Genomic DNA, 26,247 nt, shown 5'->3' on the forward strand with positions numbered 1-26,247 from the left:
CCATTTATCAACAGTTCAATTTGGGTTGAGCATCAAACGAAGCCCAAGACTTTCGAGTCCGTGCAAATAATCTTGTTTCCAGTCACTGCTTATAAGCTCCGGCAAATGTTCGGAAGGAATAAACTGCGAACTGGCTTGGGTAATTTCTTTTAATTCACTTTGAGAAATGTCTTCATAGCTGAAAATTATTTGATGGGGATTAAGGATGGCTGAAATCGAAGCTACCATGCGCCCTAATGCATCATTTCGGTTTTTTTGCTCCAGAGCCTGCCAGAAGTTTGCTTGGTCATATTGCGGAATCAACGAAATTTCGCCTGAAAAAAATGTACTTCCTCGCACTACATCGCCATTCACCATAATTCCAGCACCCGGACCATTCTGCCCTAAATAGATATAGACTAGCGATTGCTCAGCGCTCATTCTTTGATGGCGATGGTAGCCAAGAACAGCTGCATTCATGTCATTTTCAACTGCTGTCGGCATTGAAAAGCGCTTCTCAAGATGCGTTTTCAAATCAAAGTCTTGCAGCTGGCCGTAATCCGGTATGTAAATGACCCGTCCATTGTTGATTGCCCCAGGAACCCCTATCGAAAGCGAGCTGGTTTTGGGATTTTTTTCCAAACAGCCAGTGATAAGAGCTTCCAATAATTCAATGCTGTTCCCTGTAAGAACGCTTGCTTCTGTTCCCTGCTCTTTTACTTCTCCGGCACAATTAAATAGGGCATAATGCGTTGCAGACTTTTCTAAGAAAACGGCCAGTCCCAAGCTATATTCAGGATTGTAAGCATAGCGCTTCGCTCTTCTCCCGCCGCTTGAATCGTCTTGGCCAAGTTCTAACACTTCGCCTTCTTTCCCCATTTGCCCAAGGAATTTGCTGATAGTCGGAAAACTGATATCCAACGCTTCGCTCAGCTCTGCTTTCGTAGCGCTTCCAAGTTCCAAAAGGGTTGAGCGAATGCTTGTCGAAATTGCCTGCTTTATGGATTTTGGTGTTGTCATCAAGTCACCCATTCGATTTTCCGCTCCATTCCCCCTACTTATTAAACTTCTTTAATAAGTTTTTTATTACTTTATCACCCGATTGGCCGGAAAACAATGGCTTTTTTTATTGTTTGTGGCTTTTTGAACAGAAACTTGTCTTTGAATAATGAAAGTTATAAGACAAAAAGCGAAAAGGATGGAAATTCATCATCGGCTAGGTTAAAGTAATCTTCGTAGCTATAAGAGGAGATATTGTAAATAATGAAAAAGCAATCACAGAAAACATTATGGGCTCAAGTCGTGAAAACCGGAATCATCAAATCGAATCTGATTCCAATGGTGGCCGGATTGATGCTCGCTTTATACACATACGAGTACAGCTTTATCGATCATATCGGCGACATTGTTCTGGCCTTTATCGGAACGGCTCTTATCATCGGTGCCTCTGGTTCTTTCAATAATATATACGACCGGGATATCGACGCTGTGATGGCCCGCACAAAAGGGCGTCCAACTGTAACCGGCACCATTTCCATTAAGAAAGTTGCCATCGTCGCTAGCCTATTGCTTGTAATCGGCTTGACGCTATTGTATTTCACTTCTCCATTAGCCGCTTTCCTTGGCTTTTTAGGGGTATTTTTCTATGTCGTCCCTTATACGATGTGGACAAAGCGCCATACGATCTGGAATACGGAAGTAGGAAGCATCTCCGGAGCAATGCCGCCTTTAATCGGCTGGGCTGCAGTGGCACCCGACATTTGGCATCCGGCATGCTGGGCATTGTTTTTGATCATGGTCATTTGGCAAATGCCGCACTTTTACGCGATTGCCATCCGGAAACATGATGACTACGCTGCTGCGAAAATCCCTATGCTTCCTGTCGCAAAAGGGGCAAAACGAACTTTCCTGCAAAGCAATATCTATTTGGTTTTGCTGGTGCTATCGAGCTTCCTGTTTCTGCCGCTCAGTTTAGGGCTGACTCTGGTTTCCTTGCTGTTAGGTTTGATTTGGCTGGGCCTCAGCCTATTCGGCTCACGAAAAATGAAAGTAAAAGATTGGGCAAATAAGATGTTCCTATTTTCCCTTATCCATATGATGGTTATTTTCTCTACAGTCATCATCTACGCTTCTATCGGGCTGATTCTAGCTTCTCTTTCTTGAATATCAAACTAAAAAAAGCAGGGATTCCGCGTAAAGCCGGAATCCTGCTTTTCATTGTGAAGAACCTCAAAATGTATTAGTTTTAGAGCGACCGTTATATCTATAACCAAAAGGAGAATTTCGTGAGCCCAAAAAAGAAGATTTGCTGATTGCTGCAGAAAAACTTTTTTACCGCCTTGAATAAATATGGATGTCTTGAATTAATTTCAGCGGTTTTTTTAAAAGGCTAATACAATCCCGTCCCGCAAAGCTTCAGCCATGTTTCGACAATATAGTGATGGGCAAGTTCACTATCTTCAAACTTCTTTTTGTCATAGATTTGGCCACGTTCTCTGAAGAAAGTAATCCATTCGCCGTTTTCTTCATAAAAGTGAAACCCTTCGTTTCGATCCTCTTTGCCTGTTCTCTCACTATGCGGGAGGCCATGGATAGCGGTGTATGCCAATACCTCTTCTTTGCTGACGGTAAAAACTTCCGAATATCGGCGATCGTACATATTTTCCACGCCGAGTGTCTCACAGGCAAAGCGGAATGCATTTCCGTAAAGCAAAATTTTGATTTGTGTTTCTTTATCAACCAATCGATTTCAACTCCCACTCATTTATTTCCCCATCTTCCGTAACTTCCGAACTTTCCCCTGAAAAATGCTTCATTCAGAGATAGCCCTCCAATTCCTTTTGCTGGCGCAGATGATGGCGGGAATGCATTTCCACTAAGGCGTACCATTCCTTCGCATTCAGCCAGCCAAATCCGCCATGCTCCACTTTGAGGTTTGGATGAATGGAGTTCACTTTCGGTTCCCAACTTGCCAATCTTTCTGCCAACGCGTCCAGTCTGCTTTCCAGTTCGCCCTTCGTATCAGTATTGTTGGGCGGTGCATTCATTTCATCCGGCAGCCTGATTTTTACCGGAGGAAATCCGCCTGCTCTAAAAAGCCGTTCTCCTGCTGCTGTTTTTCCGAGCGGCTGTTCTTCCTTTAAACCGGCACACACTTCTACATTATCCAAATATTCATGCGCCACTAAAATGATATGATCGTACATCTGGCCGAGAGACCATACCCCTTCTTTCGAAATGTATTTCAGCTGTTCCGGTGAATACTTGGAAAGATCTTTTTGAAAGTCCTGGATTAATTTTATTCCGCTCATATTTTTCCTCCCCTTCACGTTTCCGTTCATTAATTTTTAGCAACTCTTTAGAGAAAATATTACCGGCAAGGAAACTGCATGTTATTCTCATAATAACGAAATTTTCTATTTTATTCTCAAAATATAGCACGTTAAATTCATCTGAAAATGAGGAATGAAAAATGCCAATGCTCAATCACGTCATCTGCGAAAAAAGGACGTATCAAAAAGATTTGATTTCCCACCAGCACGAGTATGGACAATTTCTTTTCCCTTTGCACGGGTCTGTGGAAATTAAAGTGAAGGAGCAGGAAATAAAGGTGGATTCCACCCAGATTCTTTACCTCCCGCCTAAACTGGACCACCATTACCGATCTACGGAAAGAAATGAATTTTTGATTTTGGATGTCCCGCTCCAGTATTTGCCTGAGCTCGGCAGCAAAGTGGACATCGCCTTCGATTCCCAATGGTCTGCCATCCGGCATCTATTGCTGGAGGAACTCCATTCTCCCTTCTCCAGCTCCTCTTTAATGGAGTTGACCCGGTACATCATCAGTAAACTGCCAAAGCCCATCCCGCCTTCCATCGATTACATCCATCAACACTTTAAGGAACCAATCGGACTGGAAACGTTGGCAGTTATTGAGCATTATCATCCTGTCTATTACTCGGCCTGGTTTAAAAAACAAACCGGGAAAAGCTTCACCCGCTATATTTCCGATCTGCGTTTAACGGAAGCCAAAAATCTTCTCGCGGTTTCCGTTTGGCCGATTACGAAAATTAGCGAAGAATTGGGATTTGAGAATTCCTCCTCTTTTACCAGGTGGTTCGGAAACCATGAAGGAATTTCTCCTCTTCATTACAGAATCCTTCAAAAAAGATAAGAAAAGCTTAAATTCGGCAAAGAAAACTTCAAGTAAGTTTTCTAGAATGGGTTTACGCATTCTTTTTGATGTTTTTACAACGGCGAAAAGGGATGTGCACGAAAATAGGCGAAAGGTTGTTTTATATGATGCACATTGAAGACTTTCTTAGGTTGGATATGCGGGTAGGCACGGTCATTGCAGCCCACCCTTTTCCAGAAGCGCGAAAACCTGCCGTCAAATTGGAAATCGATTTTGGCGAAGAACTCGGCATTAAGCATTCTTCCGCACAAATCACCCGTCGCTATACAGCAGAAGGCCTTCTCGGACGGCAGGTTGTCGGCGTCGTGAATTTGCCGCCAAGGCGAATAGCGGGTTTTAAATCTGAAGTTTTGGTAATCGGCGGCGTTCCTGAAGAAGGAGATGTGGTTCTTTTGAGGCCGGATGAATTGGTGCCAGACGGTTCGCGCATTTTCTAACAAAACCTCTTGCTGCAACGCTCCATTTTTGCATGAAAAAAGCGCAAGCCAAGGATGGCTTTGCGCTTTTTTGATTTGCCTTCTTACTGAAGTTTTTGAAATCCACTAACGATTTCCAGCATCTCGCTGGAATCGATTGTCCGGAAATCCAAACAGACCTTTTCGTCTTCAATCCGGGCAATGATGGGCGGATGGCAGTTCCGCAGTTTCTTGGAAAGCTGCTGGGCGGAGTAGTGTTCATGCGATATTGCCGCAATGCAAGTCGGCAATTCCACGCCGGGCATCGTGCCTCCGCCTATTTGCGAAGCACTTTCTTTAATGTCGATTTGGAAGGTATCTGCCTGGAGCGCCATTTCAGCCGCAAAATCTTCGGTTTGCTTCTGGATTTCCTCGTAAGGTTTCATGATGTCCCGTACGGTCGGAAGCTCCAAGGTCTTTCCTTCTCCGGAAAGATAGGCTTTTAAGGTTTCTTCCAAAGCGGCAAAAGTCATTTTATCCACTCTTAATACGCGAGCCAACTGGTGTTTTTTGAGTCGATTGATCAATTCCTTTTTCCCGGCAATGATGCCTGCCTGCGGGCCTCCAAGCAGTTTGTCTCCGCTGAAGGACACGAGGTCTACCCCCGTTTCGATCACTTCTTTGACAAGCGGCTCGTCGCCGATGCCATGCTTTTTAAAGTCGTACAAAGCGCCGCTTCCCAGGTCTTCATAGAACACTAACCCTTCGTTGTTGTTTTTTAGTTCAACGAGGTTCTGTGTGTCTACGCTTTCCGTAAACCCGATCATTTTGAAATTGCTTGTGTGGACTTTCATGATCATGGCGGTTTCTTCTGATAAGGCGGTTTCGTAATCGGCAAGATGGGTTTTATTCGTCGTGCCGACTTCTACCAGATGCGCGCCGCTTTCTTCCATAATGGCAGATACACGGAAAGAACCGCCGATTTCGACCAATTGTCCTCGGGAAACAATGACTTCACGGCCCTTTGCCAAGGCAGATAGCACCAGAAACACTGCCGCCGCGTTATTGTTTACGACCATCGCCGCTTCCGCCCCGGTCGCTTCCTTTATCAATTCTTCAATCAAGTCATGGCGGGACCCGCGCTTTCCATCTGCCACCCGGTACTCTAAATTCGAATAATGTCTGGCTGCTCTTGCCACGTGCTCTACTGCGCGTTCACTCAATTTCGATCGTCCTAAATTTGTGTGAAGGACCGTGCCTGTGCCGTTAATGACGCGCATTAAGCGGTCTTCATTCCACTTTGCCGCTTTTTTCTGGGCATTTGCAAAAATCATTCCCGGAAAATCTGGATTTTCCGGTTCGTATGGCAATTTACCGTAAAGCAGCCTTTCACGAAGTGCATGGATTTCCTGTTGGATGAATTTCGTCGCCTGCCCTGCAGACAATTGTTGTTCGTCCAGCAACACAGCAAATCGTGCGTCTTTCTGCAATTCATGGACAGGCGGAATTTCACGAAGGTAATCTCTCATCTTATTTCCTCATTTCCCACTTGCTTTTTTTCTATGATTCAGTCCATTTTCTCTGTTCGTCTGTTCGGACTGTCAGTTTCAATTGATCCAGCAATTCCAAAAATGGGATCAAGTATTTCCTGGAGACACCGAGGGCGTCTTTTGCTTCTTTTAAAGTGAATGCGGTACCTGCCGCTTCTTTCAACTTCGCTATAGAACGCTCCAAAGCAGTATGATGGATTAAAACATCTTCTGTCAGGCGGTACGCTTTCCCTGTCTGCAGAAGGTGAAATGTGAAATCCAGCAGCTCTTGTTTCGGTATAGGTGTTCCAGTTGAATAGCTGTCCCATTTCTCTGCCTGCAGTCCGTCTTTCTGGAGGGCAGCGACCAGCTGTTCCATCCGGGTCTTCCATTGTTTTGGAAGATGCGGTTCAAAAGAATCAAAAGCGATAAATTGATCCGCTTTTTTCAGCTCGTTTTCTTCCGCCATTTTATCCAATGTGTATTCGATAAACGGCTTTGGGTATACGGCACTGAATGACTGAACAAGTTCAGCTTTGCCCAATCCTTGTCTCATCGGGTAGTCCTCATGATACTCTTGTAACCGTTCTATTATTCCATCGGCCAGTTTGGTAAAAGTTTTAAGTAAACTGTATCGTTGGCCGCCAATTTCAAGTACTGTTCCTTTTCTTAACGCTTCGCTCACTGCATCTTTCATTACTGCCTCGTCCAATGAAGTCTGCTGGAGCAGCTCTTTGAAATCGAGAATAATATGTTTTTGGAGCATATCCACTAAAAGGTCTTCCGGTGTTCCTTCTTTTATCTTCTGCAGCATCGCGATGGTTTCTTCACCGAAGCGGTATTTCCCGCCTTTCGGCTGAATGACCCAACCTCCGCCTAGCGTTTCCACGGGTGTGGGGCGGCGCAAGATCAAACGATCGCCGCGGCGTACGACTATTTCTTCATCGAGACGGATTTGGCACAGCACTTCGCTTTCGCTTTGTGCCAGTTCGTTGCGATCGAAAAAGACGATTTTCCCCATCACTTCTGATGTTCCGATATGAATTTTGACCGGCGTCCGCTGCTTCAAAGGAACAAAAGGGCGATCGACAAGTTTCAATGCGATATCCATGGTGTCCGTCACCAGGAAATGGTCGGACGTTACGAGAACATCTCCGCGCAAAACTTCTTCTTTTTCAATTCCGCCAAGATTGATTGCCGTGCGCTGGCCGGCTCGCGCAAATTCCTGTTCTTCATTATGGATTTGAATTTGGCGCGCTTTTACACTTAACCCTTTCGGCAGAACAGTCAACTGGCTCCCTTTTTGGACGGACCCTTCATAAATCGTTCCCCTCACCACAGTGCCTTGTCCTTGAACCGAAAAAACCTGGTCAATCGGCAAACGGAAAGAACCGTAGGCATCGCGAATCGGCACTTGTTTCAATTCCTTGAACATCGCTGTTTTCAATTCTTCGATGCCTCTGCCCGACAAGCTGTCGACTAAGACATAGGAAGCTGCATCAAAAATAGTGTCCGTTAACCGGTCCCGAATGTCCTCTTCAACAAGTTCGAGCATAACCTCATCAACCCGGTCGATTTTTGAAATCGCTACAATGCAGCGTTCGATACCGAGGAATTGAAGAATTTCAAGGTGTTCTTCCGTCTGCGGCATTACGCCTTCGTCTGCCGCTACGACAAGAACCACCAAGTCGATGCCTGCAACGCCTGCAATCATTTGCCGGATGAATTTTTCATGTCCCGGCACATCAACAATTGAAACATGGGTGCCGTCTTCTGTCTTTAAGGGTGCATAACCCGGTTCGATGGAAATGCCCCGCTCTTTTTCTTCTTTTAACCGGTCCGTATCAACGTTTGTCAGAGCTTTTGTCAAAGCCGTTTTTCCGTGATCGATATGCCCTGCCATTCCAATCGTATAATAAGTCTCCGCCATTGCCTTCACACACTTTCTTTGAGTGATTCGTATCTTTACTTTAATCTTTGGCGAGTGTGTATTCAAGGAAAGGAATTCACGTAGAAATCCGCTTTGTTGCACTCCTCGTTTTTTCGTTATAAACTGAAACAGGTTCATCTATGGGGTTGGATGGGTGACTGGTGTCTTCCTGGGTCTTCAAAACCCTGAGGGGCCTGCGTGCCAGGCTCGGTGGGTTCGATTCCCACACAATCCCGCCATACATAGTTAGTGGAAACCGCCAGCGGGCGGTTTTTTATTTTTTATTTTGAATCTGCTCGGCATACTTAAAACTTTTCCTTTTCAGTGTACTAAAGCATTAAAAGTGACAAATAAGCATGAATTCATGATAATTGGAAGAGGAATTTCTATTCTGTATTTCCTCAACCATGCTCGAATTTGAGTAGATGAAGGACTGAAAAGCATGAAAATTATTTTAGCTTCACCTAATTTTCCTCAGCCCCGTGGAAATACGGTAACCGTCCAGCGAATTTCCGATAATCTGCAGAAGCTCGGGGTTGAATCAGTGATCATCTCTACAACCGATGACCGTTCTGCACAGTCGCTTCCCGAAGCTGATCTTGTGCATGGATTCCATGCCTACCAGTTTTATCAGTTTATGAAGAAATTAGCAGCTCCGCCCAAAAGATATGTCGTCACTTTGACCGGAACTGATCTGAACCTCGACTTATTCGATAAGGATAAGCGGAATGATGTCCTTTCTTCTTTAAAAGGCGCTTCGGCTGTGCATGTTTTTGATGCTCAGGCTGCGGGCATACTAGTAGAAGAATTACCTGAAATCGCCGAGAAGATTTCGGTCATCGCTCAAGGCAATAGTGTTTTTTCGGATTCGGATGCTCCTGCATTGAAAGAGCCGGGTACTTTTCTCTTCATTCTTCCGGCAGGCATCCGCAAAGTGAAAAATGTACCGGCAGCGATTGAAATGCTGGCAGAACTTCATAAATTGAAGCCGGAGATCCGGCTATGGATTGCGGGCCCGGTCCTTGAAGAGGACGAGGGCAAAACTGTTTTGGGACTTGTACAGAAACACAGCGGCTGGGTTTCTTACCTTGGCCAGCTTCCCCATTCTTCTATGGGGTCCCTTTACGGACAGGCAGACGTTCTGCTCAACACTTCCCTTGCTGAAGGCCAGCCTGCTGCGATTTTAGAAGCGATGGGTTATGGGTGCGCTGTATTGGTTTCCGACGTCCAAGGCAACAATGGCATTGTGTCCCATTTAGAAACAGGTTTGCTTTACAAGAACAAATCTGAATTTCTAGCGCATGCAAGGCGATTGATGGAAAATAGCGAACTAAGGCAAAATGTCGGGATGAATGCCAAAAAGCGGATTGCTGAACAGCATTCTGGCCAGAACGAGGCGGAAAAGTTCCTCGAAATTTACAAAAAGATTTTAAATTGACTTATTAAAGGAGAGAAAACAAATGGCTGAAAAAGAAAATGTACGTTTAACAACTTTATCAACTAAAGGCGGCTGAGGCTGCAAAATTGGTCCTGAGGACCTGGCGCAGGTTCTGCGCCATTTACCGAGAAATGTGCAAGACCCTAATCTGCTTGTCGGCTTAGATACAGCTGATGATGCCGGTGTCTACAAAATCAACGACGAAGTCGCACTCGTGCAGACTTTGGACTTTTTCACACCGATTGTCGACGATCCTTATATGTTCGGGCAAATCGGTGCCGCAAATTCATTGAGCGACGTTTATGCCATGGGCGGAAAACCGCTGACGGTCATGAATATCGTTGCTTTCCCTATCAATACCTTGGATAAAAGTATCTTGGCAGATATTTTAGCCGGTGCTTCCGATAAAGTGAAAGAATCCGGCGCTACTTTGGTCGGCGGCCACTCCATCGACGATAAGGAACCGAAGTTTGGCCTTTCAGTCACAGGCACGATCCATCCAGAGCGCATCCGTTCGAATGCGGGCGCAAAACCGGGCGACCGTTTGATTTTGACGAAACCGATTGGTGTCGGCATCTTAACCACGGCTATCAAACAGGATATTTTGGAAAAAGAAGATTTGAAAGAAGTCATGAATGTTATGGCTGCTTTGAACAAGGATGCGGCAGAAGCGATGGAGAATTACCAGGTCAACGCTTGTACCGATATTACTGGTTTTGGACTCCTTGGACACACCATGGAAATCGCAAAAGGCGGAAACGTCGGTGTCACGATTTCCAATAAAGACGTTCCAGTCTTGTCCAAAGCAAGAGAACTTGCTGAGAAGCACGTGATTCCTGGCGGCACTTACAAGAATCATAGTTGGCTAGCGGACGACATCGATTACAGCAGCGATATCAGTAAACTCGATCAATTGATTCTTTGCGACGCTGTTACCTCGGGCGGCCTGTTGATTTCTGTGCCTGCTGATGAAGCGGATGCACTCCAGCGAGACTTGTTGGAACGTAACGTCCAATCTTCTATTGTCGGAGAAGTGACCAGCGAAAATGCCGGAAGAATCCGCGTCATTTGATGTTCGAAGATCTATAAGGAACAGACCAATTAAACCACAAGGGCTCTACATGAGCCCTTGTTTTCCAATTTAATGGAACCATACTAAAAATGAGGTGTGCAAGTTGAAAAAGTTGAATTTATTGGCATTCGTATTGGTTTTGGCATTGATATTGTCAGCCTGCGGCAATGCCTCGGAAGATGAAAGTTCAGAGTCCGGCAATAAAGAAGAAGCGAAAGACGCCTTTACGATCGGCGTTATTCCCGTTCAAACTGAAGGCGAAATGGATACGGCCATGACAAAGCTTCAAACGCTTTTGAGCGAAGAGCTTGACCGCGAAGTTTCTATTGAGGTCTATCCAGACTATAACGGCGTTGTAGAAGCGATGAATTACGATCAAATCGATATGGCTTATTTAGGGCCTCTTACTTACGTTATCGCTGAAGCGAGCAGCAATGCGAAAGCGATCATTACCCAGCTGATTGATGGCAAACCTTATTACCATTCTTACATCATTACGCATAAAGACAGCCCGTTGACTTCCATGGAAGATTTGGTGGCAAATGCAGGGGAAACGAATTTTGCGTTTGGTGACCCGAACTCAACATCCGGTGCATTGATCCCCATGATTGAATTGCAGGACCAGGGTGTCTATAAATCAGAAGATGAGCATGATTTCGCTTCAGTGCGCTTTACAGGATCACACGATGCTACAGCATTAGCTGTCCAGAATAAACAAGTCGATGCAGCCGCGATTGACAGCGCCATTTATGATCAGCTGGTCGAATCCGGCAAAGTGGATGGCGAACAGTTTAAAACGATTTGGCAATCTGAGGAATTATTCCAATACCCTTGGGCAGTCCTTGAAAGTACAGACGACGAAACGATCAAGACTTTACAGGAAACTTTCCTAGCTATCGAAGACCCTGAAATTTTAGGTGCATTCGGAGCAAGCGGGTTTACTGAGGCTTCAAACGAAGATTATGAAAGCATCAAACAAGCAGCAATCCAGCAGGGAATCATTAAAGAATAGAGTTGATCCGGGTGTGGTTTAAAAAAAGCAATTTCCTTACATTGGCTATACTGATCGTACTTATTTTCTTCAGCATGCGGCTGACGGAGTTCGATTTGTCGAAATTCAAGGATTTCCGCAATATGATCGACTTTTTGTCTCAATGGTTTCCAATGGACTTCTCCTTGCTCCCAAATATGGTGCAGGATACGCTTGAAACTTTGGCAATGGCGTTTCTCGGGAGCGTCTTCGGCTTGATCATTGCCTTGCCGATCAGCTTCTTGGCTGCGCGCAATACATCGCCTTCGCCGATTCTTTTCCAATTTTCGCGGATTGCGCTGAGCTTTGTGCGCTCGATTCCGGAAATTGTATTCGGACTGATCTTGCTGACCACTTTAGGCCTTGGACCCTTCCCTGCCGTAATCGCGATTATGTTCCACAACATCGGCGTGTTCGGCAAACTGATTTCGGAATTGATTGAAGCGGCAGATCCCGGTCCGCAAGAAGCGATGAAAGCCGTCGGATCGAAAACTTGGGTAGCCAACCTTTTCAGCATTTTACCGCAGATTTGGCCGAATGTGCTGTCTCAATTTTTCTATCGCTTCGAAGTTGCCATCCGCACTTCCCTGATTCTCGGATTTATCGGCGGCGGCGGAATCGGACAGCGGCTGTTCAATGATTTCAAGACCTTCCAATACTCTTCCGTTTCACTTGATGTGCTGATCATCATGATTATGGTTATTATCATCGACTTCTTGGCCAGCTCCATCCGGAAGCGGATTATATGAAGGAGGCAGAATCATGATTGAAATAAAGAATTTATCGGTGCTTTATGCCGGAAATACCGAAGAGTCGCTTTCAGATGTGAATCTTTCTCTTCAAAAAGGAGATTTTATCTGCGTACTCGGAAAAAGCGGTGCCGGAAAATCGACTTTTATCCGCTGCATCAACGGTTTGCAAAAACCGACCGGCGGAGAAATTCTCTTGGACGGAAAAACGATCACTTATGCAAAAGAAGAAGATCTGCGGAAAATACGCCGGGAAATGGGAATGATTTTTCAGCATTTCAATTTGATTCCCCGTCTCAGCGTTTTGCAAAATGTCATGACGGGAACATTCGGCTACCGCAATTCTTTTAAAAATCTTTTCGGCATGTTTACGGCTGAAGAATTAAAGCGGGCTAGAAGCGTCATTGCCGAAGTCGGATTAGCTGAAATGGCCACTCGACGGATTGAAAATCTAAGCGGCGGCCAAAAACAGCGCGTCGGCATTGCGCGGGCACTTGTCCAGCAGCCGCGCGTTTTGCTCGGCGATGAACCGGTCGCAAGTCTAGATCCTGGAACATCTGACCGCATCTTTACGCTATTGAAAGAAATGCATGAACGCCTTGGACTGTTGACCATTATTAATGTCCACGACATTGAACTGGCCAAGCGCTACGCGACACGTATTGTGGCATTAAAAGACGGAAAAGTGATTTTTGATGGGCTTCCGAAAGATTTCAAGGAAGCCGAGTACCAGGAAACTTACGAATCCCAATCGGCAGATGCATACTTTGGCGCCGAAATCTGACATCAAAAGGAGTTTTTTGGATGATTAAAAGCCCTTGAGCAGTGGATTATACCAGAGTCGTGTACGGCTCTTCCAACCCTGAAATTGTAACTAGCCTAAAACCTGATCCAGCTGTAAAATCGGTCGCCCTCACGTTTGACGATGGCCCGAGCCGGGTGCTGCCGGAAATTCTGGATATCTTAAAACAAGAAAATGTTCCCGCTGCGTTCTTTTGGCAGACACGCCTTCTCCACCCGGAACGTCCGTGGAAAAGAGTTTTGGATGAAGGCCATTTAATTGGAACCCATACGGTCAAGCATAAAAACCTGGCAGCTCTTTCCTACGAGGAACAGTACCGCGATATCCGAAACAGCCTATCAAAAATCAGTGAAATCACTGGAGCAAAACCTATTTATTTCCGTCCTCCTTTTGGTCAATTCAATGATGGTACCTTAAAGGCCGCACGCGAATTGAATTTAAAAACCGTTATGTGGCGAGTGGCTTCGATGGACTGGGAGCTACAAAAGAATCCCGAAAATCTAGTGAACACTGTTGTTGACAATTTAGAGGACGGTGCGATTATTCTGCTCCATGAACTTCAGCATACCGTTCAGATGCTGCCAGAATTGATCCAAGCAATACGCGAGCAAGGCTATACGTTCAAATCATTGGATGCTTAATGGATTTCTTCAACCGAAGAGGCCTGGAACTTTGTGTTTTTCAAAGTTCCAGGCCTCTTTATTTGTTCATTTCTAAAATGGCGGCAACAATTGCGTCCACGTGGATGTCAGTGGTGTTCAGCTGATGCATCTTTGTATCTTCCGGCTTGATGATCATCGGCAATTCGGTGCAGCCGAGAATAATCCCTTCAATCCCGTTGCGCTTTTCCATCTTGGAGATAATGTCCAGGAACCGCTCTTTCGTATCCGGCTTAACAATGCCTTTCTCCAATTCCTTGACGATTTTCTCATGGAGATACTGTTGCTCTTCTTCATTCGGCATCTGCACTTCGATGAGGCTCTTTTCAAAAGGATGAAGGAAAAAGTCATTCTCCATCGTGAACTTTGTTCCAAGCAGCCCTACTTTTTTAATATTAAGCTGACGCACCTTTTCTGCCGTTTCTTCTACAATGCTGATCAGCGGAATGCCCACTTTCTCCTGAACTTGGCCAAAAACGATATGAGGCGTATTTGCTGCGAGAACAGCAAAGTCGGCACCTGCTTTTTCTAATTGATGCACTGCCCCTACTAAGTAATCGATCAATTCATCCGTTTTGCCATTTTCCAACAGCTCGAAAATTTTATACATATTGATGCTATTAATCAGAAACTCAGGCAAACTTTCCGAATCCCCGGATTTTTTCTGGAATTTCGAAATAATCGCCTGGTAATATTCAACGGTCGACTCGGGGCCAGTGCCTCCGATCAATCCTAAAGTCTTCATGTCAAATCCCCTCCTCCTGTCGGCTAGAACCCACTCTCTTGGTGTATACCCGTTTGGCTGCAATAAAATAGAGGAAGAATGATAAAATTCTTCCTCTCCCTATTATTTCGCTTGTTTAAATCCTTCTTCGTCCGTTTCTATCGCAAACGGTGGTTGACTTGTACAAGCTTCGAAAAGGATGGCCATATATTGCAGACAATCTGCTCTTAAATCTTCCGCTTCCGTTTTTCGGTTACTTCGGTCTGCTTGAATCGAAGCCCTCACAGTTGCAGGGAGGCCCCCTTTTCTCAGCTCGAAGCCTTCGTGATGTCCGGCATCCAAATGAAGATGCAACAGGCATTCACTTTGCTGCTCTTCCCATGAAGCCTGATAGTGCTTGGATAAAAAGAGCAGACGGACCGATTTATCCAAGAAGAGGTTCTGTAATGACAAAACACGTGCCATTTCTAATAGTACAGCATTAGTTCCAGCACTTTCTGCAGAATCGATGGTGCTGCTGACTTGGATAAAGTCCTGGGAAGCTTGGCTCCTGATTCCGGCTGTCAGCGTTGGAATTTCCCGCCAGCCCGTTTCAACTTCGGTCATTAGCCAACAGCACGCTTCTTCTGGAGCTGCAGACCAGCTGTTCTTCAATTTCTCTCCTTCTTTCTCGCTCATAGCCAGAACAGGGATGCTTGCAAAGTATTTTTGGGCAAAGTCGACTTTAGCCTTTTCGCTTTTTAGAGATAAGGCTTCCCGAACCGATTCGCCTTCAATGAAAACAATTGCTTTGGCTCCTGCCTTTTCAGCCATCTTGACAATTTCTGGAGATACCATTCCTTCAATTACGAAAATCTCTTTTGAAGGTGCAATGTTTTCTTGCCAGCATGTAACGTAGCGAAGCTTACCGTTTAATCCGATTTCCCCCGTAGAAGTTGACATCGAATGTGCCGAACAAAGAAATTCTTCGCCATGAAAGGATAAACGGGCGTGGATTGCTAAACTGATAAAGCTATCATGGAAACTCAATTTCGCTTCTACGCCTAGAATTTCAAGCACTTCTTTGGCATATTGGAAACTGCGAAGCTCCTTTTTTGCAACAGGAAAACTCGTTTCTTTGATAAACTGGTTCTTAAATGATTGCAGTTGATTTTCAGAAATTGCTTCCAGTAGCTCTCTTTCAATCCGCTCCATGGTCATTCCCCTTTCCTTGTAAGCCGTCTCCAGCAAAATCAGACACTTCATTAAACATGCAGTTTTTTTGTAAATATTTTGAAAGGTTATTTCGGTATGGAATTTTTTTAAGTATAAATGGAATTTTACTAAAATACAATAAAATTTAGAATATTTAGATTTTATAAACTGGTAAATGATAAAAAGACGGATGGCCCAATCTGCCACCCGTCTTTTCGTTTACTTATATGAATGGTTTAATCCAGTATGTGCAAGTCCAGTAATTCCGCTATGCGCTATTTTACTTCTGCATTTAGCAAGAAATTCATCTGTTTCTTCAGTGGTTTTCATTTCTTTTTTCAACATCATTTACTGAAGTTTATCCACCATCATTAGACCGTATCCTTCTCCTCTATGCGAAGGCAGAACCGAGACGTGGTGGACAGTAAAATAATCTTCTTCGACTTCAATCCCGATCAGCCCGACATAACTTTCGTTTACTTTCAGTAAATACAATTGCCATGACGGGTTTTTTTCATAGCGAAGCATGGAGTGGCGTAAGTTAGTTAAATTTTTCTCCTGAGGCATGAACGACAGTAAACCCATCGCAATCTTTTCACATGATTTCTTGTATCTGACTAACATAAGCACATCCTCGATTCGTAGATCTTGTTGGTGGTCAATTCATGTAAACTCGTCCGTCCAATTGATCGATAATTTCCAAAGCTGCCGCCAGCCGCTCTGCAAAAAATTCAGGGGGCTCTTTCGATTCCATATAAACGCACACAATATTCGGGTTTGAAACCAGTCTCTGCCGATAATTCGTCGGCAACGGATTCTGATGCTTTCTTAATCGATTTAAAAAAGCCGGGTATTCTTCTGGCAAGAGATAAATCTCCGCTTTGTTGAAAGCAGAACCGTCATCTCTCAAATGGCGGAAAGAAATATCCAGGTCCAATGTGCAATAAAAACAAGACTTACTTGCCCGTATTTCTAATGTCCGCTGTTTTTTGACTGTGCATTCTTCGCCCAACCATTCAATCTCTGCATTCATAACCATTCCAACTTTTTCGCCCATTTGCTCTAACCGATCCATTTCCATCAGCTCCTATTGATTCTTTTCTCCATTCATTTATTTAATCTTCTAAGCTCGTATGAAACGTTTCACAATAACAGCATTTTTTGTACCGCTTCGCTTGGATCAACTGATTGATGTAATTGACACAATCCGTAAATTCTCTCAATGCAGCTGGGGTTCCGACAAATCCGCAACGGTCACCGGCAAACTTCTGGAGATGGATACTTTTTTTTCGATGATCAATGAAATAAGTCATACGCATAGCCCCTTTTAGTTAATAAAAGACGCAAAAAAACACCGAAAAGAATTTGACGTAATTCTTTGCGGCGTTGTTTACAGCACTATTGTCTGTTCCATCCTGCCCTTTTATCCAATTGTTTATCCTCAACAACTTGATGTTTTTTAGCTGCTTTCAGACTAATACAAAATTTAGAGTTTGTAAAGCCGTTAGTCCCAGCAAATTATACTTTAATTTCCTAAATATTACTTTTTTGATGTTAAGGGGCCTTTAGTTTATCATTTCCTCTTATGTATTTCACTTAAACCTTTTTAATCCACCATTCTTTTTTTGTAAATCAATGCAGTTAGCGCGCCTGCAGCTATCGTCCAGATGAAAATGATGCCAAATTGCATAGCCGTTTCACTAAAACCGGCGCCGTTTTCCACTTTCGATGCAATTTCAATAAGCTGCACGCTCGGAAGGTATTCCACCACTTTTAAAACAGGATACTTTTCTGCTAAAGGCAACAAGAATGAACCGAACGAGAAAATCCCAAGAACCGGCAAGATAATGACGGAGGCTTCCATAACAGATTTGGCCCATAAGCCGAGCAGCGTCCCAAGCGCAATATAGAAAAACGAAGACAAGACAATCGCAAGTGACACAATCAGCAGGTTCGCTGGCTGATATTCGGACAATAAGGCGCCGGCTACTATAACCAAAATGGTCAATACAAACGTTAGCAAACTTTTGCCGCTCAGAATCTCGAACGTACTGGCCGGTGAAAGCATCAAACCGCGAAGCGTATTCTGTTCTTTTTCTTCTGCAATCAGGCAGCACTGGACAAAAGTCGCGACCATGGCAAACGTCAAGTTAATGATCATATAATGCGCATCAAGCGTATCGACGCCCATGCGCCCATAAAGTGCCGCTACAAATAATGGCATAAAGAGGACGACCGAAACCGCTAAATTCCGTGAAAAATCTTTAAAATCCTTTTGGAAAATTGCATTTACCCGTTTGATTGATTCGTTCATGCTAATACCCTCCCTGTCGCTTTTACAAAAATATCGCCGAGTGTCGGTTCGTTGGAATGGATGGTTGCTACTTGTCCGTTTTTCATGAACTCATATAGCACCTGTGCATCTTCAGTGCCTGTAGACAGCACCACTTTTTCTTCGTTTTTCAATTCGACTGTCATCGTGCCGTCTGCATAGCGCTTCTTCAGTTGATCCGGTGTATCCATCAACTGGATTTTCCCTTTGTTCAGGAAAGCCACCCTGTCGCATAAAGTATCCGCTTCTTCCATATCATGCGTGGTCAGGAAAATCGTCGTCCCTTTTTCATTCAGTGCACGAAGCCCTTTGTAAATATGGCGGGTATTGACCGGGTCAAGCGCCGACGTCGGTTCGTCCAAAAACAGCAGCTCCGGTGCATGGAGCAAGGTACGTGCCAAAAGCACACGTTGCGTCATGCCTTTCGATAAGGCAGAAACCTTTTTCTTCCGGTCTTCCTGCAGATTGACCGATTCCAGCACCTCATCGATCTTGCTGAGGGGCATGCCATACAGCTCACAATATAACTTCAGGTTTTCATAAACGGTCATTCTTTTATACAAGCCGCTGTTATCGGTAAGCACACCAAAGCGTTGGCGATATTCGGGCTTCTTCAATTTAGAAATGGATTCGCCGAAGACAGTCGCGCTTCCTACAGTCGGCTCCAATTGTCCGGTAAGAATTTTAATCGTTGTGGTCTTTCCAGATCCGCTTGGTCCGAGGAAACCAAAAATCTCTCCACGTTTTACCGTAAAACTCAAATCCTCAATTGCTGGCTGGTTGGCGAAGATTTTTGCCATCGCGTTCACTTCAATGATATTTTCCATTTGTCATTCCTCCTGAATCTGTTTCGGCTTCTGCCTGTTGCTAATTACAGATTAACGGGAAAAGACAGGGGAAACATCATATTTCAGGTGAAAGGAGCCATTTCTGGGGTGAATGGAGCTTATTTCATGCCCAATATTCCCTTTAACTCCGCCATTTTGCTTTTTGACAACGGAATCGATGACTTTTTTGCATCCTCAAGAACAAGGCTATAGCTGTTTCGCGTCCAAGTGATGACTTCCCGCACCTTTTGAAGGTTAACGATATAGGAACGATGGCAGCGGAAAAATCCATAAGGCAATAATCGCTGTTCAAGTTCACTCAACGTAAAATAGCTCGGGAAGGCTTCGCCTTTAATGTATAAAAAAGACTGGCCTTCGGAACTCTCGATGTAATCGATTTCCGGCGGATCAAATAGGACAATCTTTTCGTTCACTTTGGTCGGTATTTTTTCAAAGCGAATGGGCTGGATGCTTTCTGCGGCCGCCGATTCTTCAACTTTTTCTTCAACTTCCGGTTCTTCCTCTAAGGTCTGAATTTGATAAAGTCCATTTTCATCAAGCCGATACACACGGTCTGCTGCGATTACGGCGTTTTCCAGATTTCCAGACAAGATGAAAACGGTCTTGCCGACTGCTCGGAGTTCAGTTAATAGCGAAAGGAAAATCCGCTTCGATTCCATGTCCAGGTTTTGGTCCGGCTCTTCCATCACCCATACGTCAGGGTTTTGGATATACAGGGCTGCCAATTGGATTCGCCGTTTTTCGGAGGGCGTTAATTTTTCAAGCTTGGTATTTTTCTTTAGCTCTAATTGGACTTTTCGAAGGATATCGTCCACTTTACCAGGAGAATTATGAAGGTTTTTGTAAAAGCGCAGTGCTTCTAAAACCGTGAGTCTTTTGTATACGCCATCGTTCAAGAATAAAAAGCCCATTTTCACTGATTTTTGGGCTAATGCCTGTCCCGCTAGCTGAATTTCGCCTTGCGATAAAGAACTTCTCCCTAAAAGCAGGTCCATCAGCTGCGATCGAATGTTCACATTCGAATAAATTGCCAAAACTTCTCCTGCAATTAAGGATAGATTGAACGCAGGAAAAACCAATGCATCGTTTTTATGCTTTTCTGCATCAATAAATGCCAGTGTCATGTGATGCCCTCTTCTCTTGCTTGTATTTTCTCAATAATAAAATTATAACAAATTTGCCCAACTGAAGAATCGGCTATTCGATTCACTGCAACAATAAAAAAGCTGCAGAATTTTACTTCTGCAGCTTTTTTTGGTCGATTATTAAATAATTTTCACTTTGAGCCATCCACGCACGCCATTTATAAACCAAACTGCTTCACAATCTTCCAAATCGTTTTTGTGAATCTCTTTTTCTACAATTTTTCCAGTATCGAGAAGAAATTGCCGATACGTCCCTGCCAATAAGCCATTTTCTACCGGTGGCGTATACAGGCAGCCGTTCATCTCTACAACAAGATTGCCAATGGCAAACTCCGTCAGTTGTTCGTGTTCATTCCATAAAAGGACTGAAAATACGCCTTCCACTTCAGATTCATGCTGTTTATATACTTGCCGATGCGTCGTCTTATGAAAAAGAAAAGGATTTTGGCTATTTACAGGTTCGACGGCCAATTTACAGAGGACTGGCTCTTTTATCGGCGTGATTTTCTGCGCTTCTACTGCTATTTCCCCGGTTTTGCTGAGCAATAAGCGCACTTTATAAACACCTTTCGAATGTGTTTTCGCACATTCTTTCAACTGCTTGCGAATTTCCCTTTCATTTCCCGGGAAATAAAAATACGCAGCTGAATTTTTCATTCGTTCCATATGGTAGTCGATCAAAGGATATTTGCCGTCCTCCAATTTCAACGACTCGAGCAGTTGAAACTCAGGGCGTCTCTCTGTCAGCACTTCCGCTTTTGCAACCAATTCCTGATATTCGCCTTCAGAAGTCGAATCCCATGTAATTCCGCCGCCTACACCGTAGCGGGCGGTCTGTTTTTCGGTGTCGATGACAACGGTCCGGATCGGCACATTGAATATTGCCTCTTTTTCGGGTGAGATAAACCCGATAGCCCCGCAATACACATCACGGGAAGTTTGTTCGAGCGCTGCAATGTATTCCATCGTACTGACTTTTGGTGCGCCTGTTATCGATCCGCAAGGAAATAAGGCTTTGAACCAATCAAGAACTGTCAATGCATCCTGCAGTTCCGCTTTAACCGTCGAAGTTAGCTGGTGAACCGTAGGGTATGTTTCCACTTTATACAGGTCCGACACGTGGACGGTCCCTTTTTTCGCCAAACGGCTCATATCATTTCGCAGCAAATCAACAATCATCAAATTTTCAGCCTGCTCTTTTTCGGAAGCCAGCAATTCCTCGGATTTCACTTTGTCTTCTGCTAGTGTACGTCCTCTTTTAGCCGTTCCTTTCATGGGCTTTGCCTCGATTGTTCCGTCTTTTATACGGAAGAACAGTTCGGGCGATGCTGACAGGATCCGATGCTTTCCTAAGTCCAAATAAGCGCCGTAATCCGCCTGCTGGTTGCGGGCCAATTGACGATAAAAAGAACGGTCGCTGCCAGTAAAATCGGCATGCAGCCGTTCGGTGTAGTTCACTTGGTACGTATGCCCTTCTTCAATAGCCGTTTTAATCCGGCTAATGCCTTCTTTATAAAGGCTTTTCGAACTCGCCATTCTCCATTCGGATACTTGATACGGTTTTTCCGGGAACCTTTCGTCTTGGATATGGACCTGATCGAAAATTCCAAACCAGACAAGAGGCATTTCGGTTGAACCTTTTACTTTCATCGCTGGATTGAATGCAGGTGCTGCTTCGTAAGACAAATAGCCCGCCACATAAAATCCCTTGTCGATAGCTGCTTCTATCGCTTCCATGATTGCAGGGATGTCTTCCAAACGTTCCGTCTGCAAAACTTCTACCGGTTCTTTGAAAGCTTTCGGTTCTATCTTTCCCTCGCTATTGCAAAATTCATACAGCAAATATGGATTCATTCGATGATTCTCCCTGTCGTTCTTTTTTCCAAGCAACTGCCTGTTCATAGCAATTTTCCAGCATTTGAAACCCTTCCAAAGTCTTCACGGATTCCGGATGGAACTGGATGCCCGTAACCGGCAACGAACGATGGCGCACCCCCATTACAACGCCGTCTTCTGTCTTAGCTGTAACTTCCAAGCAGTCCGGCAAGGCCGCTGCATCAGCCACCAGCGAGTGGTAACGTGCTACGTTTGTCGGCGAAGCAATCCCCTCGAACACTCCCGTTTCGTTATGGTTGATAAGGGAAGATTTCCCGTGCATGGGCTGCTGCCCTTTTACGACCTTTCCCCCGAAATATTCGATGATGGTTTGATGGCCAAGGCATACGCCAAGTATGGGAACTTCCATACTTAGTCCCGATAGGATCTCGCCTGTTGCTCCAGTTTGTTTTGGACGCCCTGGTCCTGGAGACAGCACGATCAAATCAGGCACTAGTTTTTTTATTTCATTTGCCGTCACTTGTTCATTTTGAAAAACCAAAAGCTCGGGATCGAATTGTTCCAGGTAATGGACCAGGTTATACGTAAAGGAGTCATGGTTATCGATGACAATTATCATGGCTTACCTCTTTCCAAGAATCGTTGATAGCTCCATTATACGGGCATTTCAAGGATGAGAGCGAGTTTTACAGCTTGCCCTTTAACTGTTCAGAACGGAGTAATGTTTTCTCAATCGGATATAATACGCCCACATTCGATAAATAAAGCTAAGGAATAAGACAAAGGCAATTGCCGGCAGCACGCCGAATAAAGAAAGCGTAGTGCCTTCATGCATAAACTCTTGAAATTCCCTATTGGCATTCAACGCATAAATGAAAAGCATTGGCAAAAACAGAATTGTATAGAGGCTGGCCATCCGGCGCGCACGTTTTAAATGGCTGCTTCCTTCCGTATAAATACGCGGCTTTTCTTCGCCTTCTCTATATTCCCGGCTCCAAATCACCCATTTTTCCATAGCTGACCCGGATTCAAAAATTTTCAGCCATCCCGCGTCTTCGTATATCGAGAAATAACTGCTTTCAACCGTGCTCATGTATTCAGCGTGATAGCTCATGCATCGGGGTTCACCTTTCACAAAGTAAAATACCGTCCCGATCGTCCCGACGTGATGCAGCTGATAGCCTTGCTGCTCCATTTTTTCGAGCCAGCTTTCCAAGCGGTCAGGAGCATACATCCAGCCAAGCTTGACCTTTTTCACAAAATCACCAGAGGGCTGCGGAATTTTAGGTGTTGGCTGATGATTTTTCTGTTTTTCAGCTGCTGCAGCCGCTTTTTCTTGCAGCATCGCCTGATTGGATTTTTTAATTTTAACAATTGAGTAGCTTGCCAAACCAATTGCTCCAAACGTTAAAGCCAGGAAAAGATAGGTAATGGCCCATAACGGACTTGGTTCCACTGAGATTGTTCCGTCTTGGAACCAGGAAGAAGCAAGCGTCGACACATTCGCGAGCAGCACACCGAGCAGATAAAAAAGAAGGCCGAAGAAAACGAAGGAAACATTCCGGTTGTGGGTGATGATGCCTTGGCGGACTGGCGCTGTCTTGATGTCTTTTTCGGAATAGCTGTTTTTAAGGATTTGCCATTTGCCGCTCGCTGCAGCAATTTCCCAGCCGTTTTCCATCAAACTGGATGCCAGTACCGGTCCCTGATTTCGATCAAAGCTGATTCGGTATGAAAGATTCTGCGGCGTAGCTTGCTCAAAATAGAAAGTCCGTGATGTTCTATTTAATTTCTTCAGCATGTATCCTTGCCTAGCCATACCTTTCAGCCAATTCTCTGTTTGTTCAACGTCATAGCTCCAAAATGGCTTCATTGCTTTTTTCATAAAAAATCCCCCTCGTATTTCACTGCATTCTGATGAAGTTCCTTCAGCCTGCCAATTTCCGCAAGGATCAATTGTTTGCCAAGATCCGTAATTTCATATAGGGTCTTTCTTTCTTCATCGGCAAACACTGTGATGACACCATCTTTCTGCATTTTCGTCAATGTGCCGTAGACAGTCCCTGACCCTAGGCGCAGCCTGCTGCCTGAAATCTCTTCAACATGCTTTACAATGCCGTAGCCATGCCGCGGCTCTGTCAACGACAGCAAGATGTAGTAAGCCGTTTCTGTCATCGGAATGTATTTTTTCATCACTTTATCTGCATTCATTGAAATTCCTTCTCCTTTTACTATGTCACACCACGACTATATCACGACGTGACATAGTAAGGCAATCAAATTTAATTAAAAAGGCCGACTGCTCTTGGCAATCGGCTCCTCTTATCTAAAGAAATTCGTCCAGAACCGCTTATTCGGGTAAACCGGAGAATTGTTTTTCTTTTTTCATGACAATAAATCCGCTCCAGGCAAAAACAGCGGAAGCGATATAAAAAATGCTGGAGATGGTGAAAAAGTCGACAAGGTAACCGGTTCCGATGACAGCCGCAGCTGCCGCAATGGAGGTCCAGATATGGTATTTGCCAATTTCTTTTCCTGCCGTTTCTTTGATGACATGCCGCGCGAGCACCGTTTTCTCTGAATTTCTTTGCACTGCCCCGAAGACGCCCATAATCACTTGTAGAATATAAACGTGCCAGATTTCATTGGCCAGCGGAAAGAATAAGAGCGTCAGCGCCATCCCCCACGAATAAACGCCAAGCAGCCATTTATCACCCACTTTGTCTGCCAGTTTGCCGATAAACGGATAGCAAATAGCAGCAGTCAATGCAAAAAGTCCATACGCCCAGCCAAACTGGGAATACGAATTGCCGACATTATTGATCAATAAAATATAGAATGGAAAAATCATAGTTGAAGCCATGCCAATTGCGCCTTGATAGACGATAAATCGTTTGTAGTTCATTGCTTGTACTCCTCATAGAAAAGGTTCATAAATCGCTCTTTTGGATCGTATTTTCTTTTCAGCTCAAAAAATTCTTTTGTTCTTGGATAGGCTTCCGCCATTTGTTCTTTTGTCGGATAACCATAATACGGCAAGTAGTAGCTTCCCCCGTGATCGAGTGTGACGTCAATCATATTGCGGATGACTCTTCCGGTATCTTCTATGCTTTGGCTATCTGTTCCTTGATTGATCAAGAGGACAAGGGAAAACATATCTTCTTTTGCATAGGACAGCACAGCTTTCTCATTTTCTTCGACATACCGTATCGTGATGTTCAATAGATTAAACGACTCTTCCTCGGCTAAGGTTTTTCTTAAATCATCGATATACGCTTCAAAATTGTCCACGGGGACAAAATATTCTTGCAGCACTTCGGTGTTTTTCGGATGGCTGTACTCCATAAACTCGGAATCCGAGCGCATGACGTTATTCCGTGAAATCTTTTTCCTATCAACCGACTCGGCATACGTTTTCTGGGTTTTCCAGAAGGCCTCTTTCCCTTCATCATTCAACCGGGCGAGACCTAAAAAGAATTTCGGCACAGCAATCAGTGTTTCTTCTTTCAGTTTCTGAGACTCTGTTAAAAGGTCCTGCTGTGCCACTTCGCTGTAATTCATCACATACATTTCTTCCAGAAAAGATTCCGGGGAAATGGAGATGCGGGCCAAGTGCATTTTCACTTGGTCATTTTTAATTTTTTCTTTGAAGTAATCACTATACTCGTCGTAACGAAGCTGCTCCGACTCGATTTGGTAAAGGGCATCGTCCGTCAGTTTTAACGTCACGTCCAAAATTACACCCATTAAACCGTAGCCACCGACGGCCGCTTTGAAAAGTTCTGAGTTTTGGTCCGCACTGAGTTCCAGGATAGTTCCTGTGGCATCAAGCAGGCGCATGGATTCGATCGTATCGATCAGGCCGTGGTTTCGTATATCAAGGCCGTGGGCATTCACGCTGATGGATCCGCCGACTGTGAATATATTTTGCGACTGGCTGACTTTCAGGGCCAGTCCGTATGGATTGATCCGTTCTTGAATATCCGCCCACGTAGTTCCACTCTGGACCGTGATGGTTTTCTTTTCAGCATCAAAATCCAAAATTTCATTATACGGTTTCATATCCAAAAGAATTCCATCCGGGTATTCCGTATGGCCGCCTTGGCTATGCTGCATGCCGGCAATCGCAATCTCGTCACCTGCAGCATTCGCATCCCGTACAATCTGCTGGATAGCGGAAGGGCTGTCGCCCGCTTTAACTGCCTTCATTTTCACCGGCAATAGACGGCTGCGGTCTTCTACAGTCGGACCGGCTGCTTGGTCTGTAAAATAGTGGAGCGATGCAGCAAAAATAAGAACATATGCCATAAGCATGATATAGCGTTTCATAAAGTTAAAATCGACTCCTTCACAAATCCTTACCCTTTATATTACACGAAGCGGCTGAAGT

General features: G+C 44.6%; 28 protein-coding genes and 1 tRNA gene. 10 read left to right on the forward strand and 19 right to left on the reverse strand.

The genetic code is table 11. The features are described from left to right. Window positions 1–15: 15 nt before the first annotated feature. Window positions 16–1,011, reverse strand: a complete 996-nt coding sequence (locus tag AC2EXB_RS18025; protein WP_483602619.1) for an ROK family transcriptional regulator — start codon at window positions 1,009–1,011, stop codon at window positions 16–18. Between the two features lie 231 nt (window positions 1,012–1,242). Between AC2EXB_RS18025 and cyoE the strand changes: the two genes are divergently transcribed. Further along, on the forward strand, window positions 1,243–2,142 hold the full coding sequence (gene cyoE / locus AC2EXB_RS18030) for a heme o synthase (protein ID WP_483602620.1): 900 nt from the start codon (window positions 1,243–1,245) through the stop codon (window positions 2,140–2,142). Between the two features lie 226 nt (window positions 2,143–2,368). Here cyoE and AC2EXB_RS18035 read toward each other — a convergent pair whose 3' ends face one another. Both AC2EXB_RS18035 and AC2EXB_RS18040 read right to left on the reverse strand, forming a co-directional pair. Then, window positions 2,369–2,722, reverse strand: a complete 354-nt coding sequence (locus AC2EXB_RS18035) for a hypothetical protein (RefSeq protein WP_483602621.1) — start codon at window positions 2,720–2,722, stop codon at window positions 2,369–2,371. Between the two features lie 73 nt (window positions 2,723–2,795). Next, window positions 2,796–3,290, reverse strand: a complete 495-nt coding sequence (locus AC2EXB_RS18040) for a DinB family protein (protein WP_483602622.1) — start codon at window positions 3,288–3,290, stop codon at window positions 2,796–2,798. Window positions 3,291–3,451: 161 nt separating this feature from the next. Between AC2EXB_RS18040 and AC2EXB_RS18045 the strand changes: the two genes are divergently transcribed. Beyond that, a complete protein-coding gene (locus AC2EXB_RS18045; protein WP_483602623.1) occupies window positions 3,452–4,153 on the forward strand; it encodes a helix-turn-helix transcriptional regulator in 702 nt (233 codons plus the stop codon). Between the two features lie 125 nt (window positions 4,154–4,278). After that, window positions 4,279–4,611 carry a chaperone CsaA gene (gene csaA / locus AC2EXB_RS18050; RefSeq protein ID WP_483602624.1) on the forward strand — a complete coding sequence of 111 codons (333 nt, stop codon included), beginning with the start codon at window positions 4,279–4,281 and terminating at the stop codon, window positions 4,609–4,611. Window positions 4,612–4,694: 83 nt separating this feature from the next. Here csaA and selA read toward each other — a convergent pair whose 3' ends face one another. Both selA and selB read right to left on the reverse strand, forming a co-directional pair. Next, window positions 4,695–6,098, reverse strand: coding sequence for an L-seryl-tRNA(Sec) selenium transferase (gene selA, locus AC2EXB_RS18055; RefSeq protein WP_483602625.1), 1,404 nt, complete (start codon window positions 6,096–6,098; stop codon window positions 4,695–4,697). Between the two features lie 31 nt (window positions 6,099–6,129). Further along, on the reverse strand, window positions 6,130–8,028 hold the full coding sequence (gene selB / locus AC2EXB_RS18060) for a selenocysteine-specific translation elongation factor (RefSeq protein ID WP_483602626.1): 1,899 nt from the start codon (window positions 8,026–8,028) through the stop codon (window positions 6,130–6,132). 142 nt (window positions 8,029–8,170) lie between these two features. On the opposite strand from selB, the gene AC2EXB_RS18065 reads away from it, so the two are divergent. The 7 genes from AC2EXB_RS18065 to AC2EXB_RS18095 all read left to right on the forward strand — a co-directional run bounded on the left by AC2EXB_RS18065 (window position 8,171) and on the right by AC2EXB_RS18095 (window position 13,760). Further along, window positions 8,171–8,267, forward strand: a tRNA-Sec gene (locus AC2EXB_RS18065). Window positions 8,268–8,470: 203 nt separating this feature from the next. Next, complete coding sequence (locus tag AC2EXB_RS18070; RefSeq protein WP_483602627.1) at window positions 8,471–9,466, forward strand: glycosyltransferase family 4 protein; 996 nt, start codon at window positions 8,471–8,473, stop codon at window positions 9,464–9,466. A gap of 22 nt (window positions 9,467–9,488) precedes the next feature. After that, window positions 9,489–10,538 carry a selenide, water dikinase SelD gene (gene selD, locus AC2EXB_RS18075; protein ID WP_483602628.1) on the forward strand — a complete coding sequence of 350 codons (1,050 nt, stop codon included), beginning with the start codon at window positions 9,489–9,491 and terminating at the stop codon, window positions 10,536–10,538. A 103-nt stretch (window positions 10,539–10,641) separates the two neighbouring features. Further along, window positions 10,642–11,550: a phosphate/phosphite/phosphonate ABC transporter substrate-binding protein gene (gene phnD, locus AC2EXB_RS18080; protein WP_483602629.1), complete on the forward strand. Its 909-nt coding sequence runs from the start codon at window positions 10,642–10,644 to the stop codon at window positions 11,548–11,550. An 11-nt stretch (window positions 11,551–11,561) separates the two neighbouring features. Further along, the gene (phnE, locus tag AC2EXB_RS18085; protein ID WP_483602630.1) at window positions 11,562–12,317 is read left to right on the forward strand and encodes a phosphonate ABC transporter, permease protein PhnE; all 756 of its coding nucleotides are present in this window, start codon (window positions 11,562–11,564) and stop codon (window positions 12,315–12,317) included. Window positions 12,318–12,330: 13 nt separating this feature from the next. Then, the gene (gene phnC, locus AC2EXB_RS18090; RefSeq protein ID WP_235197591.1) at window positions 12,331–13,101 is read left to right on the forward strand and encodes a phosphonate ABC transporter ATP-binding protein; all 771 of its coding nucleotides are present in this window, start codon (window positions 12,331–12,333) and stop codon (window positions 13,099–13,101) included. A 41-nt stretch (window positions 13,102–13,142) separates the two neighbouring features. After that, window positions 13,143–13,760 (forward strand): polysaccharide deacetylase family protein, encoded by a 618-nt coding sequence (locus AC2EXB_RS18095; protein WP_483602631.1) that lies wholly within the window; start codon window positions 13,143–13,145, stop codon window positions 13,758–13,760. 58 nt (window positions 13,761–13,818) lie between these two features. Here the strand turns inward: AC2EXB_RS18095 and AC2EXB_RS18100 are convergent, their stop codons facing one another. The 14 genes from AC2EXB_RS18100 to AC2EXB_RS18165 form a co-directional block, all read right to left on the reverse strand. Further along, window positions 13,819–14,523, reverse strand: a complete 705-nt coding sequence (locus tag AC2EXB_RS18100; protein ID WP_483602632.1) for an aspartate/glutamate racemase family protein — start codon at window positions 14,521–14,523, stop codon at window positions 13,819–13,821. A 102-nt stretch (window positions 14,524–14,625) separates the two neighbouring features. After that, a complete protein-coding gene (locus AC2EXB_RS18105; protein ID WP_483602633.1) occupies window positions 14,626–15,696 on the reverse strand; it encodes a protease-associated domain-containing protein in 1,071 nt (356 codons plus the stop codon). 348 nt (window positions 15,697–16,044) lie between these two features. Beyond that, window positions 16,045–16,320, reverse strand: coding sequence for a GNAT family N-acetyltransferase (locus AC2EXB_RS18110; protein ID WP_483602634.1), 276 nt, complete (start codon window positions 16,318–16,320; stop codon window positions 16,045–16,047). 34 nt (window positions 16,321–16,354) lie between these two features. Further along, a complete protein-coding gene (locus AC2EXB_RS18115) occupies window positions 16,355–16,771 on the reverse strand; it encodes a hypothetical protein (protein WP_483602635.1) in 417 nt (138 codons plus the stop codon). 40 nt (window positions 16,772–16,811) lie between these two features. Beyond that, a complete protein-coding gene (locus AC2EXB_RS18120; protein WP_483602636.1) occupies window positions 16,812–17,009 on the reverse strand; it encodes a hypothetical protein in 198 nt (65 codons plus the stop codon). Window positions 17,010–17,302: 293 nt separating this feature from the next. Beyond that, window positions 17,303–18,010 (reverse strand): ABC transporter permease, encoded by a 708-nt coding sequence (locus AC2EXB_RS18125; RefSeq protein WP_483602637.1) that lies wholly within the window; start codon window positions 18,008–18,010, stop codon window positions 17,303–17,305. Then, window positions 18,007–18,855, reverse strand: a complete 849-nt coding sequence (locus AC2EXB_RS18130; protein ID WP_483602638.1) for an ABC transporter ATP-binding protein — start codon at window positions 18,853–18,855, stop codon at window positions 18,007–18,009. The genes AC2EXB_RS18125 and AC2EXB_RS18130 overlap by 4 nt, the downstream gene beginning before the upstream one ends. Window positions 18,856–18,974: 119 nt before the next feature. Beyond that, on the reverse strand, window positions 18,975–20,000 hold the full coding sequence (locus AC2EXB_RS18135) for a LytTR family transcriptional regulator DNA-binding domain-containing protein (protein ID WP_483602639.1): 1,026 nt from the start codon (window positions 19,998–20,000) through the stop codon (window positions 18,975–18,977). Window positions 20,001–20,141: 141 nt separating this feature from the next. Then, window positions 20,142–21,875: an aminodeoxychorismate synthase component I gene (gene pabB, locus AC2EXB_RS18140; protein ID WP_483602640.1), complete on the reverse strand. Its 1,734-nt coding sequence runs from the start codon at window positions 21,873–21,875 to the stop codon at window positions 20,142–20,144. Beyond that, on the reverse strand, window positions 21,853–22,476 hold the full coding sequence (locus tag AC2EXB_RS18145) for an anthranilate synthase component II (protein WP_483602641.1): 624 nt from the start codon (window positions 22,474–22,476) through the stop codon (window positions 21,853–21,855). Before AC2EXB_RS18145 ends, pabB begins: the two co-directional genes overlap by 23 nt. An 81-nt stretch (window positions 22,477–22,557) precedes the next feature. After that, entirely contained in the window at window positions 22,558–23,742 is a 1,185-nt protein-coding gene (locus tag AC2EXB_RS18150) for a DUF2812 domain-containing protein (protein ID WP_483602642.1), read from the reverse strand. Continuing rightward, a complete protein-coding gene (locus AC2EXB_RS18155; protein ID WP_483602643.1) occupies window positions 23,739–24,068 on the reverse strand; it encodes a PadR family transcriptional regulator in 330 nt (109 codons plus the stop codon). Before AC2EXB_RS18155 ends, AC2EXB_RS18150 begins: the two co-directional genes overlap by 4 nt. 139 nt (window positions 24,069–24,207) lie before the next feature. Next, window positions 24,208–24,762: an MFS transporter gene (locus AC2EXB_RS18160; RefSeq protein WP_235197604.1), complete on the reverse strand. Its 555-nt coding sequence runs from the start codon at window positions 24,760–24,762 to the stop codon at window positions 24,208–24,210. Then, window positions 24,759–26,186, reverse strand: coding sequence for an FAD-binding oxidoreductase (locus AC2EXB_RS18165; protein ID WP_483602645.1), 1,428 nt, complete (start codon window positions 26,184–26,186; stop codon window positions 24,759–24,761). The genes AC2EXB_RS18160 and AC2EXB_RS18165 overlap by 4 nt, the downstream gene beginning before the upstream one ends. Window positions 26,187–26,247 lie beyond the last annotated feature (61 nt).

It is taken from the genome of Planococcus alkaliphilus, assembly GCF_057031095.1.

Coding starts and splice junctions, on each gene's coding strand:
- AC2EXB_RS18070 (WP_483602627.1), top strand. CDS start 8,471: ATGAAAATTATTTTAGCTTCACCTAATTTTCCTCAGCCCCGTGGAAAT.
- AC2EXB_RS18110 (WP_483602634.1), bottom strand. CDS start 16,320: ATGTTAGTCAGATACAAGAAATCATGTGAAAAGATTGCGATGGGTTTA.
- AC2EXB_RS18150 (WP_483602642.1), bottom strand. CDS start 23,742: ATGAAAAAAGCAATGAAGCCATTTTGGAGCTATGACGTTGAACAAACA.
- AC2EXB_RS18105 (WP_483602633.1), bottom strand. CDS start 15,696: ATGGAGCGGATTGAAAGAGAGCTACTGGAAGCAATTTCTGAAAATCAA.
- AC2EXB_RS18120 (WP_483602636.1), bottom strand. CDS start 17,009: ATGACTTATTTCATTGATCATCGAAAAAAAAGTATCCATCTCCAGAAG.
- pabB (WP_483602640.1), bottom strand. CDS start 21,875: ATGAATCCATATTTGCTGTATGAATTTTGCAATAGCGAGGGAAAGATA.
- AC2EXB_RS18165 (WP_483602645.1), bottom strand. CDS start 26,186: ATGAAACGCTATATCATGCTTATGGCATATGTTCTTATTTTTGCTGCA.
- AC2EXB_RS18125 (WP_483602637.1), bottom strand. CDS start 18,010: ATGAACGAATCAATCAAACGGGTAAATGCAATTTTCCAAAAGGATTTT.
- AC2EXB_RS18135 (WP_483602639.1), bottom strand. CDS start 20,000: ATGACACTGGCATTTATTGATGCAGAAAAGCATAAAAACGATGCATTG.
- selB (WP_483602626.1), bottom strand. CDS start 8,028: ATGGCGGAGACTTATTATACGATTGGAATGGCAGGGCATATCGATCAC.
- AC2EXB_RS18025 (WP_483602619.1), bottom strand. CDS start 1,011: ATGGGTGACTTGATGACAACACCAAAATCCATAAAGCAGGCAATTTCG.
- AC2EXB_RS18145 (WP_483602641.1), bottom strand. CDS start 22,476: ATGATAATTGTCATCGATAACCATGACTCCTTTACGTATAACCTGGTC.
- cyoE (WP_483602620.1), top strand. CDS start 1,243: ATGAAAAAGCAATCACAGAAAACATTATGGGCTCAAGTCGTGAAAACC.
- AC2EXB_RS18040 (WP_483602622.1), bottom strand. CDS start 3,290: ATGAGCGGAATAAAATTAATCCAGGACTTTCAAAAAGATCTTTCCAAG.
- AC2EXB_RS18130 (WP_483602638.1), bottom strand. CDS start 18,855: ATGGAAAATATCATTGAAGTGAACGCGATGGCAAAAATCTTCGCCAAC.
- AC2EXB_RS18100 (WP_483602632.1), bottom strand. CDS start 14,523: ATGAAGACTTTAGGATTGATCGGAGGCACTGGCCCCGAGTCGACCGTT.
- phnC (WP_235197591.1), top strand. CDS start 12,331: ATGATTGAAATAAAGAATTTATCGGTGCTTTATGCCGGAAATACCGAA.
- AC2EXB_RS18115 (WP_483602635.1), bottom strand. CDS start 16,771: ATGGATCGGTTAGAGCAAATGGGCGAAAAAGTTGGAATGGTTATGAAT.
- csaA (WP_483602624.1), top strand. CDS start 4,279: ATGATGCACATTGAAGACTTTCTTAGGTTGGATATGCGGGTAGGCACG.
- AC2EXB_RS18155 (WP_483602643.1), bottom strand. CDS start 24,068: ATGAATGCAGATAAAGTGATGAAAAAATACATTCCGATGACAGAAACG.
- AC2EXB_RS18160 (WP_235197604.1), bottom strand. CDS start 24,762: ATGAACTACAAACGATTTATCGTCTATCAAGGCGCAATTGGCATGGCT.
- selA (WP_483602625.1), bottom strand. CDS start 6,098: ATGAGAGATTACCTTCGTGAAATTCCGCCTGTCCATGAATTGCAGAAA.
- AC2EXB_RS18045 (WP_483602623.1), top strand. CDS start 3,452: ATGCCAATGCTCAATCACGTCATCTGCGAAAAAAGGACGTATCAAAAA.